We start from the raw sequence: 15842 nt of genomic DNA on the forward strand, positions 1-15842 counted from the left end.
CCCGAAGGAGTGGGCCGGTCTGCAGAAGTAGAGCTGGAAAGCGTGGACTAGAAGCCCATGCCGCCCATCTCGTCGCCGCCCGGCATGGCCGGTGCAGCATTCTTCTCGGGCTTGTCAGCGACGACGGCCTCGGTGGTGAGGAACAGAGCCGCGATCGAGGCTGCGTTCTGCAGCGCCGAGCGGGTGACCTTCACCGGGTCCGCGATGCCGCGGGCCAGCAGGTCCTCGTACACGCCGGTGGCGGCGTTGAGGCCGGTTCCCAGCGGGCTGTTGCGGACCTTGTCGGCGACAACACCGGGCTCGAGGCCGGCGTTGATGGCGATCTGCTTGGCCGGAGCCTCCAGAGCGACGCGGACGATGTTGGCGCCAGTGGCCTCATCGCCTTCCAGGGTCAGCGAGTCGATTGCGGACTCGGACTGCAGCAGGGCCACGCCACCGCCGGCGACGATGCCCTCTTCGACAGCAGCCTTGGCGTTACGCACGGCATCTTCGATGCGGTGCTTGCGCTCCTTGAGCTCGACCTCGGTCGCAGCGCCGGCCTTGATGACAGCAACGCCACCGGCCAGCTTGGCCAGACGTTCCTGCAGCTTCTCGCGATCGTAATCGGAGTCGCTGTTCTCGATCTCGGCACGGATCTGAGCCACGCGTCCGGCGATGGCTTCGGAATCTCCGGCGCCCTCGACGATGGTGGTCTCGTCCTTGGTGACAACAACCTTGCGTGCGGTGCCCAGCAGCTCGACGCCGGCGCCCTCGAGGGACAGTCCGACCTCTTCGCTGATGACCTCGCCACCGGAAAGGATGGCGATGTCGGCCAGCATGGCCTTGCGACGGTCACCGAAGCCCGGAGCCTTGACGGCGACGGACTTGAAGGTGCCACGGATCTTGTTGACAACCAGGGTCGACAGGGCTTCGCCCTCGACGTCCTCGGCGATGATCAGGAGCGGCTTGCCGGCCTGGATGACCTTCTCCAGCAGCGGCAGCAGGTCCTTGACGGTCGACACCTTGCCGGAGACCAGCAGGATGTACGGATCTTCGAGGACGGCTTCCTGGCGGTCTGCGTCGGTGACGAAGTAGCCGGAGATGTAGCCCTTGTCGAAGCGCATGCCCTCGGTGAGCTCGAGCTGCAGGCCGAAAGTGTTCGACTCCTCGACGGTGATGACGCCTTCTTTGCCGACCTTGTCCATGGCCTCGGCGATGAGCTCACCGATGGCAGGGTCGCCCGCGGAGATACCGGCGGTAGCAGCGATCTGCTCCTTGGTATCGATCTCCTTGGCGGACTTCAGCAGCGACTCGGTGACGGCTTCGACAGCCTTCTCGATGCCGCGCTTCAGGCCGAGCGGGTTCGCGCCGGCAGCGACGTTGCGCAGGCCTTCGCGGACGAGGGCCTGAGCCAGGACGGTGGCGGTGGTGGTGCCGTCGCCAGCGACGTCGTCGGTCTTCTTGGCGACCTCTTTGACCAGCTCAGCGCCGATCTTCTCGTAGGGATCCTCGAGCTCGATCTCCTTGGCGATGGAAACGCCGTCGTTCGTGATGGTGGGGGCGCCCCACTTCTTTTCGAGCACGACGTTGCGACCCTTGGGTCCCAACGTCACCTTTACGGTGTCGGCGAGGGCGTTGAGGCCCCGCTCGAGGCCGCGACGAGCCTCTTCGTCAAATGCGATGATCTTGGCCATTACGAAGTGATCCTCCGATAGGGGGTGACACTGGAAGTTCATAGTCGGGTTCGGTGCCCGCGACGGACGACCGGTCGTGTCATTAGGACCGGTCTCACCGTTCCGACCTAGCACTCACGGTTGGTGAGTGCCAGGTTTCGTTTTAGCACTCACACGGGTCGAGTGCAAGGTCGATGGGTGAGAAAACCTCCTGAACTCGGGCAACATCGATTCACGGCGCTTATGGTTTAGGCCTCCTCCCTGACCAAAGGAACGCGATGTTCGGTAAGACCTGGGTATCCGGCACCGCGACCATCGTGGCCGTCAACATCGTCCGGGTGAGCAGCGACGGGCAAACCCCCACCCGCGAATTCGCGGCCGACATCGTCGTCCCGGGCATCGATCCGTTCCGTGCCAAGCTCACAGAACCGCGATGGACGACCGATTTCTGGCCGCCGACCGCCCGTGAGACCCGGGGGGTACTCCGGGAGGCCAAGTCGGGTGCTGTCCGATTCGACATGAAAGATCCGCGGAACAGCTACAAACACCACGGGGACGCGGCCGCCGATGCGTTCCGGGCAACACTCGAGCAGCCACCGAACCCGCCGGCCGGCTGAGATCTCCAACTCTTTCGCAGACGTCAGGAATTGTCGGCGCCTGCCGGGGGTTGGGTACAGGAATGGCACCACTGAAGATCGGTCCGCTCGCCGCGTTCACGGTGATCGCGTCCACCACGGTCGCGATGATGTTCTCCGCGGCAGCGCCATCTCCCCTGTATCCCGTCTATCAGGAACTCTGGGGCTTCTCGGCTTTCACCTTGACCGTCATCTTCGCCGTCTACGTGATCGCGCTGCTGGCCGGCCTCCTCACCGTGGGGTCGCTCTCGGATCACATCGGCCGACGTCCGGTGCTGTTGGGTGGTTTGGCACTCATGACTGCGTCGATGGTGATGTTCGCGGTCGCCGACGGAGTCCCCACCCTGATCGCGGCGCGCATCCTGCAGGGCCTGGCCGCCGGAGCACTGACCGGCACGCTGAGCGCGACGATGGTCGATCTGCAACCCAACCCCCGGCTCGGGTCCGTCATCAGTTCTGGCGCACCCCTGGGCGGGCTCGCCTTCGGCGCGGTGACCGCCGGCATCCTCATCGAATACGCGCCGCGACCGCGAGAACTGATCTTCCTGGTGCTGATCGTCGCGTTTGTCATCTCCGCGGTCCTCGTCGCCTTCATTCCGGAAACCTCGGCACGTACCGGTTTCACCTCGCGCCGGCACTTCTGGCAGGTGCTTCGTCCCAGCGCCGGTCTGCCGCCGTCGGTTCGCGGCGTGTTCCTCATGTCGACCTTCGGGGTCCTGGCCACCTGGTCGCTCGGCGGACTGACCCTCTCGTTGGGGTCGTCGATCGTGCCGACGATCTTCGGCATCGAGAACCACATGGCCACCGGACTCATCCTCGGGACGTTCTTCACCTTCGGTGCGGTCGGATGCGTGGCGACGTCACGGTGGTCGGCCGACCGCAAGCTCGGGATCGGACTCGCGACGCTCGGAACCGGCCTGATCATCAACCTGATCGGAACGATGTCGGCGACTCTGCCGATCTATCTCACCGGATCGGTGATCGCCGGCTTCGGGTTCGGGTCGACGTTTGTCGGCGTGATGGCCACACTGATCGCCGCAACCGAACCGGCACAGCGCGGCCAGGTCTTCTCGACCCTGTACGTGGTGAGTTACCTCGGATTCAGTATTCCGGCGGTGATCGGCGGAATCGCGGTCGGCCACTACGGCTTGCGACCCACCGCCATCGGGTACAGCATCTATGTCCTGGTGGTCGTGATCGCGGCCGGGACCGCGGCCATCCTGCGCGTCCGGGCGGCTCGGCAGGCTGCACCCGTGGATGCACCGATTGCAGCCCCTCTCGTCACGGTGGCGGCTGACATGACGGACACCAGTAGATGACCCGCTCGAGGTCTGTGGTTCCGCCGAGTTCCGCTGATCTGATGGCGGTCCCGCATCGCCGGCACGGTCGCTTCGCCCGGCCGTAGACCCAGGTGCGTTCACCGGCGCGGTCCACATTGGTGACCCGGATCGAGCGGTTTCGGTTGAACTCCAACACCTTCTTGGCCAGATCGACCCACTCTTCGGCGTCGCCCGCGTCGGCCACCGGCACCGCCGGGTGAGTCCGGCGCAGAAAGCACATCTCACAGCGGAAGACGTTGCCGATTCCGGCCATCACCCGCTGATCGAGCAGGGCGAGGCCGATCGGCCGGGCCGGATCAGACGAGAGATTCGCGACCGCGACATCGGCGTCCCAGTCGCTTCCGAGTAGATCGGGACCGAGGTGGCCCAGTGCCGCGTCTTCGTCGGCGCGCCGGAGGATTTCGAGCGTTCCGAGTTCAAAGCCAACCGCCTGCACTCGTCCTGCTTCCAGGATGATCCGGGCCTTGAATGCCGGACGCCGCCATCGGGCGCCCTTGGTGTAGATCTCCCACCTGCCCTCCATCTTCAGATGAGAGTGCACCGTGTACTCGCCCACGCGGATCAATAGATGTTTCCCGCGAGCGACAACCTCATCCACGGTAAGGCCGGACAGATCCGATGTTGCGTACCGCGGAACCCGAACATCGCAGTGGGTCAGCGTCTTTCCGGCCAATGCACGATGCAGACGCGCTGCGGCCTGGAACACGGTGTCGCCTTCGGGCATGCCTCCTTGTTACCCGACTCAAACAGGGATACCCGACTCAGGTGTGCGATCGGCTGAAGAAATACGCCTCGATGGCATCGGCGGCGGCAGCGATGTGCTGCCGGAGCAACGCCACCGCGTCGTCCACCGCACCGGTGGCGGCCAGCTCGACCAGCTGTCGATGCTCGGTCTGGGCCAGTTGATCTGACCCCAACTCGGCCAGATGGAAACGTAGATAGCGGTCCTCGTCGTCGAGTTCCTGCCCGATCAGCTTCAGCAACTTGGCATTTGGATGGCGCTTGTAGAGCGCGAGATGGAAGTCGGAGTTCAGCCGGCCGAGGTCCACCAGGTCGGGGTCGTCTTCCATCGCTGCCAGGATGCGGCGCGCCTCGTCGATGTCGGCAGGTCCGAGATTCGGGATCGAGCCCGCAAGCGCTTCCGGTTCCAGCAGCAGCCGGATCCGATAGGTGTTGACGACGTCTTCCGGGTCGACCCCGACCACCACCGCACCTTTGTGGGGCACATGATCGACCAGACCGCGGGCCTGCAACGACAGGAGCGCTTCGCGGACTGGCATCCGGCTGACGCCGAACACCTCGGCCAGCTCGGCCTGGCGAAGCGCAGTGCCACTGGCCAGCGAGCCGTCGAGGATCGCCGCCGCCAGGGTCGTTTCGATGACCGTGCGGGCGTGCTGCACCGCGGTGGGACGAAGCCCCAGGGCGTCGAGGACCTGCGTGGAACGTGTCGGCGGCATACTTCTTCCTATAATTGGATCCAAGATCCAATCTACTTTACGATGAACACTACTGTCCCGACTCGCGGAGGTTCGTGTGTCGCTCACCCAGCCGATCACCGCCGGCGTCGTCGCGTCGCTGGTGGGATTCACCAGTTCCTTTGCGGTGGTCCTGACCGGCCTGAGAGCCGTCGGCGCATCGCCCGAGCAAGCTGCCTCGGGTCTGTTCGCCCTGTGTATGGCCATCGCCATTGGAGTCGGGTTCCTCGCGACCCGTTACCGGATGCCGATCACCTTGGCCTGGTCGACGCCGGGCGCGGCACTGCTGGCCGGCACGGCGACACCGGATGGCGGCTTCCCAGCCGCGGTCGGAGCTTTCGTATTAGTCGGGGTGATGGTCGTCGCGACCGGGTTGTGGCCACGCCTCGGCTCCCTGGTGCAGGCGATTCCCACACCCATCGCCCAGGCGATGCTCGCCGGAATCGTGTTGCCCCTGTGCCTCGAACCCGTGCGTGCGGTTGCCGACGAACCCCTGGCCATCGCCCCGGTCATCGTCGTCTGGTTGATCTTGATCCGGTACGCCAAGCGCTGGGCGGTGCCCGCCGCTTTCGGAACCGCAGCCGTTGTCATCGCGGTGGTGCTGTTGACGTCGGACAAGGGTGTGACCGCGGATTCGCTGGTACCCCGGATGGATCTTGTTGTTCCACAATGGACGTGGCAGGCCTGTGTCGGGATCGCACTGCCGCTGTACATCGTCACGATGGCCTCTCAGAACCTGCCCGGCACCGCGGTGATGGCCAGCTTCGGCTACCGGATCCCTTGGCGCCCTTCGATGCTGGTGACCGGCGCCCTCACCTCATTGGTGGCGCCGGCCGGTGGCCACGCGGTGAACCTCGCCGCGATCAGTGCCGCGCTGACGGCCGCGCCCACCGCCGAACCCAACCCCCGTCGACGATGGATTGCCGCTGCCGCAGTGAGCCCGGTCTACCTTGTCATCGGCATCAGCTCAGCAGCCGTTGCCGCACTGGTGACAATTGCGCCGACCGGACTGGTGGAAACGGTGGCCGGCCTGGCGTTGCTCGACACCCTCGCCGGCGCTCTGGCCGCCTCCCTACATGACGTAAAGAGCAGAACAGCCGCAATTTTGACCTTTGTCGTCGCCGCGGCGGGCATCTCGGTCGCGGGCATCGGATCCGCCTTCTGGGCACTCATCGCCGGCCTCGGTGTCTACGCGGTGTTGAAGAGTTCGCCGGACTCCACCACCCCACCGGACAGCACCAGCGACCGCGAGATACCGAGCCGGGCCAAGAATCCGTCGTCGTGACTGACCACCAGCATCCCGCCCCGATACGCCGAGAGGGCCTCCACCAACTGGTCGACGCTATCGATGTCCAGGTTGTTGGTCGGCTCGTCGAGAACAAGTAGTTGAACCGGCGGCGTGGCCAGGAGAAGTCGCGCCAGCGCCACCCGGAATCGTTCACCACCGGACAGTTCACCGACCAGCCGATCCACCGCGTCCCCGCGCAACAAGAACTGAGCCAGCCTGGCGCGCACGACATTCGGCTCGGCGTCGGGTACCGCGGATCGCACGTTGTCGAGGACACTCGCGGCGTCGTCGAGGTCATCGAGACGCTGTGCGAGGTAACCGATATGGTCGGTGTGGGCCACCGCGTACGGACCATCCTCGGGTGGATCGGGATTCCACAGCGTTCGTAGGAGCGTCGTCTTTCCGGAACCGTTGGTGCCGCTGAGGGCGACCCGTTCCGGTCCGGCGACCACGATCGTCGAATCGCCACTGTGTATTTCCGCCAACCGGCGCCCAGCCGGGACGTCCGGATCGGGCAATTCGATCCGAATGTGCTTGTCGTCGCGGATCAGTTCGGCGGCACTCTCGATCGCTCGCCGTGCATCATTGATCTTGTTGTCACCTTCAGAACGCAACCGACCGGCAGTCTCCTGAGCACTGCGCTTACGGGCGCCGAGCAGGATTTTCGGCAGGCCGGTGTTGTTCTTCCCGTACCGACTGCGCCGTGCAACCTTCGTTTCGGTGTCGATCCGTTGTCGCTGTTGAACCTTCAGATCTTGTTGTGCCGACCGCAGATCTTGGTGGGCAGACTCCTGCTGAAGTCGCACCTGTTCTCGGTACTCGCTCAGCGGTCCTCCGAACAGCGTGATCTCGTTGTCGCGCAGTTCGGCTGTGGTGTCCATCAATTCGAGTAGCGCGGTGTCATGGGACACGACCAGCAGGGTCCCGGGCCAGTTCCGGATCAGAGAGTAGAGCCGCGTCCGCGCGGCCCGGTCGAGGTTGTTGGTCGGTTCGTCCAGCAACGTGATCGGCGCATCCCTCAGTCGTAACCCGGCGATCGCGGTCAGCATGACTTCGCCACCCGACAAGGTGTCGACATCACGGTCCAGACCAAGACTCCCGATACCGGCCTCGGCAAGGACGTGGTGCGCCCGCGCTTCCACATCCCAGTTGTCGCCGAGCGTTTCGTAGTCCGCCGGATCGGTGGACCCGGCCTCGATCGCCGACAACGCATCCAGCCGAGCACGGATACCGAGAAGGTCGGTCACCGTGGCGTCGGTCTGCAAAGTGAGATCTTGTGGCAGGTAAGCGGTTTCACCACCGACCGTGACCGAACCCGACGTCGGGACAACCTTGCCCGCAACGACTTTCAGCAGGGTCGATTTGCCTGATCCGTTGGCACCGACGACACCGATGTGGCCGACACCAAAAGACGCCGTCAGGTTGGACAGAGCAGAGGTACCGTCGGGCCAATCAAGGCAGACGTCACGGAGAGATATTACGGATTCAGAATACGGAGGCATGGGACTCCCAATGAGGATGGTGACGGAGTGCGCCAACAACTCATCCCACCGCAGACGCGGCGAATCGAACGGTGTCAGCGCGCTAGGACGCGGGGCCGTCGATGATCTTCACTGGAAACCTGACTGTCGGGAACAGAACGTCGTCCAGTGTGCAGGACCGGCTCCCGATCTGGCAAGTGCTTTCCGTCGAGCAGAATGATGTGATCGAGCGTGCCCACATCACCGCCGAGCGTGCCGATAACGCCGTCGACCGTGCCCTCGTTACCATCAAACGTGCCTAACCTGTTCGTGTGCAATCACTTTCGGCACGCTCGGCGGTTCGATGGGCCCGCTCGGCGGTGATGTGGGCACGCTCGGCGGTTCGATGGGCACGCTCGACGGCGGGGGTCAGAGGAGGGAGCGGTAGAAATCCAGGTGGCGCTCGGCGGCATGGTCCCAGGTCAGTCCACCTGCCAGTTCCCGGCCGGCCGATTGCCTGACCCGGTCGATGTCCATCGCTGCTGTCAGTTGCGATGCCAGATCAGCGACGGCCCAAGCGTAACGAACCGTCTTTCCGAAGACCTCCCGCAATACCGGTAGATCGCGGGCCACCACCGGCGTGCCGGCGGCCAGGGCTTCCATCGCAGCGAGGCCGAAACCCTCTTTGGTCGACGGGAACGCAAACACCGCGGCGGCGGCCACCAGTGCCGGCAAGGTGTCGTCGGGCACCGGACCCAGGACAATCGGTGCGATGCCAAGTTCTGCTGCCCGGCTGTCGAATTCGGCTCGATAGCCTCGGTAGTCGAACAGCGTTTCACCGCCGGCGAAGACGAGCTGCAGGTCCGGATCGTCGCGCCGCATCAAGGCATAGGCATCCAGCAGATCGATGCTCCCCTTCCGGGGTTCGATCCCACCCACCGCCAGCACATACTTTCCGAGACGGGCGCGCCATTGTTGGCACGCAGCAACGGATTCCAGATCGTCCCCGGCCGCATCCGCAAACCGGGACGCCTGCACGCCGTTCGGTATTACCGTCGGTTCGAACCCCCACCCCTGCCGGACCTCCTGTGCGACCGCAGAGGACACACAGATCCGGGCGTACGGTTCGACGATCGCCTTCTCGTGACAGGCGGCCAGCACCGGTGTGGTGAATTGATCGAGGTGGTGGATGGTCCGGATGCACCGACCCACCGCATTGGCACTGATGCAGTCCTGTGCGTGGACGATATCTGCTGCAGCCGAGTCGAACTCATCGCCCAGGACTGCGATCGACCGGACGATCCGGTCGGTGACCGTGTCGCCTTCGAGGTCGTCGAAACGGGCCAGTCGCACCGTCACGGCTGGATCCACCGGGCGGAAGAAGCCCGGGTCGCCGCCCCGCGCCAGCGACCAGACCGTGACGTCTGCACCGGCCTGGGCCAATGCCTCGGCGAGATTGAGCGTGTGGACCACCCCGCCTCGCGGTTTGGTGGAGTAGGTCAGTAATGAAACTCTCAAGGATTGTCCTGCCAGTATGCGTCGATGCGCCGCTCTTCCAGGTGATGCAGCACGGTCCGGGCGCGGTTGATCTCGGCATCGATGTCTATGTCGCACATCGCCATTCCACCTTTGGCCCATGTCTTCGCGAGCACCTCGCCGCCGGGACCGACCACCTTGGCCTGCCCGAGGAACCGCAACTTACCCATCACGCCGGTCTGGTTCGACGACACCAGCACCACCTGATTTTCCGCTGCCCGGGCCGCGTCGTACAGGTCGAACAGCCGGGACTGGCGGTCGTTGGGTAGCCGCGAGGCACGATCGGTGACGCTCGCCGGCCACGCCGACAGGGCACAGATGATCCTTGCGCCGTCGAGCGCCAACGTGCGGGCTGATTCCGGAAACGTCTTGTCGTAGTCGATGAGCATTCCGATCCGGCCCACCGGGGTGTCGAAGGCGGCGAAGGTGTCACCCGCTGCGTAAGCCAACGATTCACCGGCCGGCTGATGGACTTTGCGGTGCAGGCCCAGGATGCCATCACCGGACAGACAGACCGCGGTGTTGTACCGCTTGCCCTCCGAGGCCTCGGTGAATCCCACACACACCGTCATCGGTCCCGCGGCCTCCGCGATCCTCGTCAGTTCCGGACCATCTGTGTCCACTGTTGGCGGCAGGTGGTCGATGTCCGGTGATCGCAGGTCACCGATGTAGCCACCGATCGACGCGTCCGGCAACACCAACAGGTCGATGCCGTCGCGCGCGGCCGCCTCGATGATCCCGACGATCTTGCTCACCGCCCGCTCGACATCCCTGCCGAAGTGGGCTGCCAGTGCGGCAACTCGAATGGGTGCCATAGCCGCTGAGCCTAGTGACTCGCTCTGGCCGGTGCGCTCGGAACACGCCCTGCGGTCACCTGGTCCGCCAGATACTCGGCATCACGTGCGATGGCCGCAAATCGGCCCGACCCCCAGGTGTGCTGCCATGGCAGGCCGAGGAAGTAGACCCCCGGCGTCGACGTCACCCCACGGTTGTGGGTCGGCATGCCCTCTCCGTCGAAGACTCCCACCTTGAGGAACCGGTAGTCGGTCCGGAAGCCGATCGACCAGACAATCGCCGATATGTCGGTGGTCGCCAGATCCAGTTCGGTGACTTCGGTTTCGGGCGTCCACACCGGGACGTATCGCGGTTCGGTCGGCGCATCGATGCCGGTGCGCTCGATGTAGGCGTCGATGTCGTTCTTGATCGCGTCGCTGACGGCGTCGGCGCCGGCGAGGTTCTTGGCCAGGTTGGGCGCGAAGGTCATCGTCGTTCCCACCAGCCCGGTGGATCTGCCGTGCAGCTGCATACCGTCGCGGGCGAACGCGCGTAGATCGATGTCACGTCCGCCATCGCGGCCCGTCACATAGTGATTGGTCTTCTCACGTTTGGACAGTCCGCCCGGATGCTGGTCGATCGAGACGTCGTAGACACCCATCTCGTGCAGCCAGGCGACACAGTCACGACCCCGGTAGAAGCGGGCCACCCTCGGCGCACTTCCCGTGGCCAAGTGCACTTTTCGTCCGGCCAGGTGCAGGTCCTCGGCGATCTGCGCGCCCGACTGACCGGACCCGACGACCAGCACAGCGCCAGCAGGGAGCTGATCGGCGCCGCGGTACTGCGACGAATGCACTTGCAGGATCCGGTCGGGCAGTTTCTCGGCGAACCGCGGGATCACCGGCGTGTGATAGCCACCGACCGCGACCACCACCTGCTGCGCCTGTAGCGGCCCGGCGGTGGTGAGGACGTCGAATCCACCGGCGGCGCGCCGGCTGACCGACGTCACCGAAACATGTTCGCGCACCGGAGCATCGAACGTTCTCGCATAGTCCCGGACCCAGGCGTAGACCTGGTCGCGGGTCATGAAGCCGTTCGGATCGTCACCGGAGTATTCGTATCCCGGCAGCTTGCACTGCCAGTTGGGAGTGACAAGCGTGAAGTTGTCCCAGCGGCCATCACGCCATTCATGGGCGATGGTGTCGCGTTCTAGTACTACATGGGCAACACCTCGCTGGGTGAGATGCCAACTGGCCGAGAGGCCGGCCTGTCCGGCACCGATGACCACCACCGGCACCTCCTCGACCGCCGGAGTACCTGCTGGTGAATCGTTCATGACTGCTGTCCTGCCTGTGCGGGCGTGATCAATTCGGCACCGGTCATCGCCAGTACCCGGACCTGCCCGTCGGGCATCTTTCTCGCTGCCGCCTCGATGTCCTCGATCTGCGCTGCCGCGGACGTGCAGGCGAAACCGAACTTCGCGCGGACGCGTTCACTGGCGATGGTCAAGGCCTCGGTGCTGCGGGATACGAACTCCCCCAACGGGTAGTCGACGTTTGGTTCCAGGAAATCGTGCATCACCAGGGATGGTGAATAGCATTGCTGCTGTGAGCCATCCGGCCAGCGGACGGTGAAGTTCATCTCAGGCATAGGTCAGTTCCTCGACTCGATTGGGCTCGGTGACACTGCCGTAGAGCTCGGGACGTCGATCCCGCAGGTTGTACATCCCGCCGCCGCGCGCCGCTCGCATCGCGTCCTTGACGTCGAGTGTTGCCGTCGCGAGGCCCTCCTCGGTGCCGGTGTCGGCGAGAACCTCACCACCGGGACCGACGATCTTCGCGCTGCACACGAATCGAAGGGAGCCAAAGGTTCCGGCCTGATTCGATGCGACCCAGATCAACTGGTTCTCGAGCGCGCGGGCCCGGTCGTAGATGTCGAACCGCTGCTTCCAGCGGTCGTCGTCCATGTTGGGTGTGGTGTTGGTCCGCGATGTCGGCCAGGCCGAAATTGACGCGATGATCTCTGCTCCGCCGAGCGACAACGCCCGGGCAGCCTCCGGGAATGCCTTGTCGTAGCAGATCTGCATCCCCATCCGCCCGACCGGCGTCTCGAAGGTCGGATACCCCGAACCGGCTGAATAGCAGAGGTTTTCACCCAGCGGTTGATGGACCTTGCGATACGATCCGAGGATCCCGTCGCCGCACAGGGTGACGGCGGCGTTGTAGCGGGTGTCGCCATCGGCCTCACAGAAGCCCAACGTCACTGTCATGTCGCCGGCCATCGCGGCGACCCGGGCCAATTCCGGGCCACCCAGTTCGAGTGCCGGTGGCAGACTTTCAAGCCGGCGCTGACGTGCCTCCGGACTCTCGTCGCCCCCACCCAGACTGGGTAGATAGCCGCCCAACGCCGCCTCTGGGAGAACGAGCAGGTCACTGCCCCGCTCATTCGCCTGTTCGATGAGCGCACCGATCGTCCGGTACGCCTCTTCCATGTCGCGACCGAACTGAGCCGACGCGACAGAAATTGTTGTGCTCATGCTTTTCCCAATCCTGTGACGGTGCCCTGCACCGCTTGTGTGATCGTGCCGTCCGGCCAACGCAGGCTGACGCCACGGCCTTCGATGAGTTGTCCGCAGACCGCACCGGTTGCCGGTCCCGCATCGGGAACCTCCCGGCCCGGCGCGTCTGCCGTGATCATGGCGAATCCCGGAAAGGCGGTGACCCACTCGCCCATCGCAACTCCGGAAGGCCTTGGAATACAGTCGATGTCGAGGAGCGCACCGGTTCCGCAGGCCTCGGCCAGCATTCCGGTGGTGCCGACAAGCCCGGCCATGCTGACGTCCTTCGCAGCGGCCGGTGCTGCCCGCTGCACATACGATCCCATCCGCGCCAGGTCCCCGGAACTGCGCGTCGATGTGGAATCCCATTGCTGACCGGCATATCCCGGCCGCCAGTTGCCCCCGAGATCGGCTGTGAGCCGCAGGTCGTGGCCGACGCGTCCACCCCCGGCGGGTATCGGCCTGGACGTGCGGCCCAGCGCGGTGACCGACAACGACGCCGGAACGCCTGCCTGCGTGTGACCGCCGAGGACCGGAACACCCCAGGCTGCAGCGGCTCTGGCCATCCCACGAATTATTCTCGTCAATTGCGATCGGGTGGGTGCCCCCACCGCGTCGAGTAGACCGACCGGGGTGGCGCCCATCGCGGACAGGTCGTTGAGATTGACCAGTACCGCACACCACCCGGCCCATTCGGGGTCACGTTCGACCATCGACGGGATGATCGCGTCGCAGGCTGCGATCAGATCGCTACCTGGAACAGGGGTCCCGTCGTCACCACGGAATCCGCTGGGCCCCAATCCCATCGACTGTGCCGCCAGCGGCGCCAGCACTTCGGCCAGCATCGCCTTGGTGGCTGTGACGAGACGTTCGATCTTGTTGATCGGCCAGCGCATCGCGGCGTGGGATACGCCCGCCACGTCGACATCGCCGGTGTGCTGCCACCCCAGCGAGGTGAACATCGACCGGTACCGCTGCTGTACGGCGGCATCAAACCGCAGGACACCGGAACTCTCGGCGCGTGCACTCGCCGCCCGCACCAGCGCCGGACCGACCCCTCGGGCCTGTTCGGTCGGCGCCACCACCAACCGGCTGCCGGTCCACCATCCGATGTCGTCGGCGGTGGCCGGCGCGAGCCGCACCCCACCGAGCACGGTGCCGTCGGGTGCCGTCGCACAGAGCACCACGGTGCGGGGATCATCGTCGAGTTCGTCGTGGTCGGATCCGGCGAACAGCTCTTGCCGTACGACGAACGCCTCGTGGCGAAGCGCCCGATACTGCGCGAGTTCACCTGTGCTCCCGACAGGTTGGATAAGGAACGGGGCAGGCGATGTGGCCAAGCGCGGGCCGGTCAGGATCGCCAGATCTCTGCTGCCTGCTTGCATGATCAACCTCCCACGTTCTGCAGAACACTGCATGCGCCGCACGCGGCACATCCGGCCTTCTGATCGGCGCCGAGCATGCCCGCGGCTGTCAATTCTTTGGCGACTCGCCGGGTGATGTCCTCGACGACGTCACTGCGAGGGGCGCCGACATGATCGACATCGACGGCCAGCGATCCCTCATGCGGACGGAACGGCACCACAAAGGGATACACCCCCATCTCGATGAGTTCTCTTGTACCCGACACCAATTCGTCGGGTTCCTCCCCCAGTCCGATCAACAGATAGGTCGAGACCTGATTGCGGCCGAAGACGCGCACGGCTTCCGCCCAGGCCGCCCGGTACTCGTCGGTGGAGACACTCGCCTTGCCGGGCATCCAACGCCGGCGGACGGAATCATCGAGGGACTCGATGTGGATACCGATGGAATCGGCTCCGGCCTCCTTCAATTCGGTGAGCGTGGCCAGGTCGCCGGGTGGTTCACACTGGACCTGGATAGGCAGATCCGGCACCACAGCTTTCACCGCACGGACGCAGCGCGCCAGATGTTTTGCGCCCCTGTCCGCCGCCGCGGAGGTACCCGTCGTCATCACCATCTGCTTCACCCCGTCGAGGCGGACCGCCGCCTCGGCGACCTCGGCCAGCTCTGCGGGCTTCTTGACGGCCACGGTGGCGCCGGACCGCATGGACTCCTCGATTGTGCAGAACCTGCAGCGCTGCGACTCGTCGTAGCGGATACAGGTCTGCATCACCGTGGTCGCCAAGACGTCGCGGCCGTGCAGCTTGGCGATCTTCTCGTACGCGATTCCCGTGTCGGTGCGCAGGTCGTAGAAGACCGGTCTGTCGATCGCCAACACCTCCAGCCCGGTCTCATCACCGTCGAACAACACCCGATCACCGTCCAGGACATAAGGACTCAGCGGATTGCGTGGGACCGCAGCACTGAGGCCATCGATGATCAGGTGGCCGTCGTCGCTGGGACCGGCGCCGGCGGATCGGCGCACTGGCGGTGACCCACGAACACCGAGCAACGCAAGATCTACGCGTGCCGATAGTGCCTGCTCCGGTCGAGCTCCGCTTCGCTCCGTCTCCAGCATGTCGGCACTCTCAGACCATGTAGGTGGAGTTGATGATGGCGCCCTTGCGCGCGTAATGGATGAGCGCATCCTGCACATCGAGCGGATGCGCCGGGATGACTCCCTCGATGAGGTCTTCCTCGCGTCCGCCGTGCAGTGCCAGACCGAAACGGCAACAGAACACGGTGCCGCCTTCCGAGATGAACGTCGCGAGCGAATCGTTGATGTTCTGCTCACCCGGGAAGCCGGAATCTCCGGTGGTCGGAAAGCCGCGTGTGGCAAGGCAATTGATGGCACCGGGGCCGTAGAAGTACATCGCCGACTCAAAGCCCTTACGCAGCGCCCTGGTGGCCTGCAGGACCGCCACAAAACTCACCGACGATTCGTGGGCGATGCCGTGAACCAGCGTGAAGTACGACTCTCCCTCCTGCGCCTTGTAGTCGGGGAAGATCTTGGTGCCGCCGTAGATGTTGCTGCCCTTCGGCAACGACGGGTGCGGGATCTCGGCAAGGGAGGTCTTGATATTCTCGGCGATGGTCTGGTCGATCTCGGACATAGGGTCCTCCTGATGGGACGGAATGTTGAGGCCGCTGCGGCGACACTGCCGCTAGGCGAGAAGCCGGATCCGGCTGCGTGTTCCAGTAAAGAAGCCGGTGGTTTCACAGTG

The 15842-nt window shown here is 64.8% G+C and carries 15 protein-coding genes; 3 read left to right on the forward strand and 12 right to left on the reverse strand.

Annotated features, from left to right (window positions below):
• Positions 1–47 precede the first annotated feature (47 nt).
• The gene (gene groL, locus H290_RS0102850) at positions 48–1673 is read right to left on the reverse strand and encodes a chaperonin GroEL (RefSeq protein WP_020105249.1); all 1626 of its coding nucleotides are present in this window, start codon (positions 1671–1673) and stop codon (positions 48–50) included.
• A gap of 257 nt (positions 1674–1930) precedes the next feature.
• On the opposite strand from groL, the gene H290_RS0102855 reads away from it, so the two are divergent.
• The gene (locus H290_RS0102855) at positions 1931–2269 is read left to right on the forward strand and encodes a hypothetical protein (RefSeq protein WP_020105250.1); all 339 of its coding nucleotides are present in this window, start codon (positions 1931–1933) and stop codon (positions 2267–2269) included.
• Between the two features lie 62 nt (positions 2270–2331).
• Complete coding sequence (locus H290_RS0102860; protein ID WP_020105251.1) at positions 2332–3606, forward strand: MFS transporter; 1275 nt, start codon at positions 2332–2334, stop codon at positions 3604–3606.
• Here the strand turns inward: H290_RS0102860 and H290_RS0102865 are convergent.
• Both H290_RS0102865 and H290_RS0102870 read right to left on the reverse strand, forming a co-directional pair.
• Complete coding sequence (locus H290_RS0102865) at positions 3569–4351, reverse strand: DNA-formamidopyrimidine glycosylase family protein (RefSeq protein WP_020105252.1); 783 nt, start codon at positions 4349–4351, stop codon at positions 3569–3571. The genes H290_RS0102860 and H290_RS0102865 overlap by 38 nt on opposite strands.
• A 37-nt stretch (positions 4352–4388) precedes the next feature.
• Positions 4389–5084, reverse strand: a complete 696-nt coding sequence (locus tag H290_RS0102870; RefSeq protein WP_020105253.1) for a GntR family transcriptional regulator — start codon at positions 5082–5084, stop codon at positions 4389–4391.
• A gap of 76 nt (positions 5085–5160) precedes the next feature.
• Here H290_RS0102870 and H290_RS0102875 point away from each other — a divergent pair, with 76 nt between their 5' ends.
• Positions 5161–6387: a benzoate/H(+) symporter BenE family transporter gene (locus H290_RS0102875; protein ID WP_028462695.1), complete on the forward strand. Its 1227-nt coding sequence runs from the start codon at positions 5161–5163 to the stop codon at positions 6385–6387.
• On the opposite strand, the gene H290_RS0102880 is transcribed toward H290_RS0102875, so the two are convergent.
• From H290_RS0102880 to H290_RS0102925, 9 genes are all read right to left on the reverse strand, one after another.
• Entirely contained in the window at positions 6291–7892 is a 1602-nt protein-coding gene (locus H290_RS0102880; RefSeq protein ID WP_020105257.1) for an ABC-F family ATP-binding cassette domain-containing protein, read from the reverse strand. The two genes, H290_RS0102875 and H290_RS0102880, sit on opposite strands and share 97 nt — an antisense overlap.
• Positions 7893–8279: 387 nt before the next feature.
• Positions 8280–9368: an MSMEG_0565 family glycosyltransferase gene (locus H290_RS0102890; protein ID WP_028462696.1), complete on the reverse strand. Its 1089-nt coding sequence runs from the start codon at positions 9366–9368 to the stop codon at positions 8280–8282.
• On the reverse strand, positions 9365–10201 hold the full coding sequence (locus tag H290_RS0102895) for a carbon-nitrogen hydrolase family protein (protein ID WP_020105260.1): 837 nt from the start codon (positions 10199–10201) through the stop codon (positions 9365–9367). Before H290_RS0102895 ends, H290_RS0102890 begins: the two co-directional genes overlap by 4 nt.
• Before the next feature lie 11 nt (positions 10202–10212).
• Positions 10213–11496 carry an MSMEG_0569 family flavin-dependent oxidoreductase gene (locus tag H290_RS0102900; RefSeq protein WP_020105261.1) on the reverse strand — a complete coding sequence of 428 codons (1284 nt, stop codon included), beginning with the start codon at positions 11494–11496 and terminating at the stop codon, positions 10213–10215.
• Positions 11493–11810, reverse strand: a complete 318-nt coding sequence (locus tag H290_RS0102905; protein ID WP_020105262.1) for an MSMEG_0570 family nitrogen starvation response protein — start codon at positions 11808–11810, stop codon at positions 11493–11495. The genes H290_RS0102900 and H290_RS0102905 overlap by 4 nt, the downstream gene beginning before the upstream one ends.
• Positions 11803–12696 (reverse strand): carbon-nitrogen hydrolase family protein, encoded by an 894-nt coding sequence (locus tag H290_RS0102910; protein ID WP_020105263.1) that lies wholly within the window; start codon positions 12694–12696, stop codon positions 11803–11805. The genes H290_RS0102905 and H290_RS0102910 overlap by 8 nt, the downstream gene beginning before the upstream one ends.
• A complete protein-coding gene (locus H290_RS0102915) occupies positions 12693–14102 on the reverse strand; it encodes an MSMEG_0567/sll0787 family protein (RefSeq protein ID WP_020105264.1) in 1410 nt (469 codons plus the stop codon). Before H290_RS0102915 ends, H290_RS0102910 begins: the two co-directional genes overlap by 4 nt.
• 2 nt (positions 14103–14104) lie before the next feature.
• Entirely contained in the window at positions 14105–15196 is a 1092-nt protein-coding gene (locus H290_RS0102920) for an MSMEG_0568 family radical SAM protein (RefSeq protein WP_051121838.1), read from the reverse strand.
• A 10-nt stretch (positions 15197–15206) separates the two neighbouring features.
• Positions 15207–15731 (reverse strand): MSMEG_0572/Sll0783 family nitrogen starvation response protein, encoded by a 525-nt coding sequence (locus H290_RS0102925; protein WP_020105266.1) that lies wholly within the window; start codon positions 15729–15731, stop codon positions 15207–15209.
• Positions 15732–15842: the final 111 nt, after the last annotated feature.

The sequence above is a fragment of the Nocardia sp. 348MFTsu5.1 genome (genome assembly GCF_000383535.1).
GTDB lineage: Bacteria > Actinomycetota > Actinomycetes > Mycobacteriales > Mycobacteriaceae > Williamsia > Williamsia faeni.

Excerpts from the sequence above, each read along its gene's own strand:
- groL (WP_020105249.1), bottom strand. The coding sequence starts at position 1,673 with ATGGCCAAGATCATCGCATTTGACGAAGAGGCTCGTCGCGGCCTCGAG.
- H290_RS0102855 (WP_020105250.1), top strand. The coding sequence starts at position 1,931 with ATGTTCGGTAAGACCTGGGTATCCGGCACCGCGACCATCGTGGCCGTC.
- H290_RS0102860 (WP_020105251.1), top strand. The coding sequence starts at position 2,332 with ATGGCACCACTGAAGATCGGTCCGCTCGCCGCGTTCACGGTGATCGCG.
- H290_RS0102865 (WP_020105252.1), bottom strand. The coding sequence starts at position 4,351 with ATGCCCGAAGGCGACACCGTGTTCCAGGCCGCAGCGCGTCTGCATCGT.
- H290_RS0102870 (WP_020105253.1), bottom strand. The coding sequence starts at position 5,084 with ATGCCGCCGACACGTTCCACGCAGGTCCTCGACGCCCTGGGGCTTCGT.
- H290_RS0102880 (WP_020105257.1), bottom strand. The coding sequence starts at position 7,892 with ATGCCTCCGTATTCTGAATCCGTAATATCTCTCCGTGACGTCTGCCTT.
- H290_RS0102895 (WP_020105260.1), bottom strand. The coding sequence starts at position 10,201 with ATGGCACCCATTCGAGTTGCCGCACTGGCAGCCCACTTCGGCAGGGAT.
- H290_RS0102900 (WP_020105261.1), bottom strand. The coding sequence starts at position 11,496 with ATGAACGATTCACCAGCAGGTACTCCGGCGGTCGAGGAGGTGCCGGTG.
- H290_RS0102905 (WP_020105262.1), bottom strand. The coding sequence starts at position 11,810 with ATGCCTGAGATGAACTTCACCGTCCGCTGGCCGGATGGCTCACAGCAG.
- H290_RS0102910 (WP_020105263.1), bottom strand. The coding sequence starts at position 12,696 with ATGAGCACAACAATTTCTGTCGCGTCGGCTCAGTTCGGTCGCGACATG.
- H290_RS0102915 (WP_020105264.1), bottom strand. The coding sequence starts at position 14,102 with ATGCAAGCAGGCAGCAGAGATCTGGCGATCCTGACCGGCCCGCGCTTG.
- H290_RS0102920 (WP_051121838.1), bottom strand. The coding sequence starts at position 15,196 with ATGCTGGAGACGGAGCGAAGCGGAGCTCGACCGGAGCAGGCACTATCG.
- H290_RS0102925 (WP_020105266.1), bottom strand. The coding sequence starts at position 15,731 with ATGTCCGAGATCGACCAGACCATCGCCGAGAATATCAAGACCTCCCTT.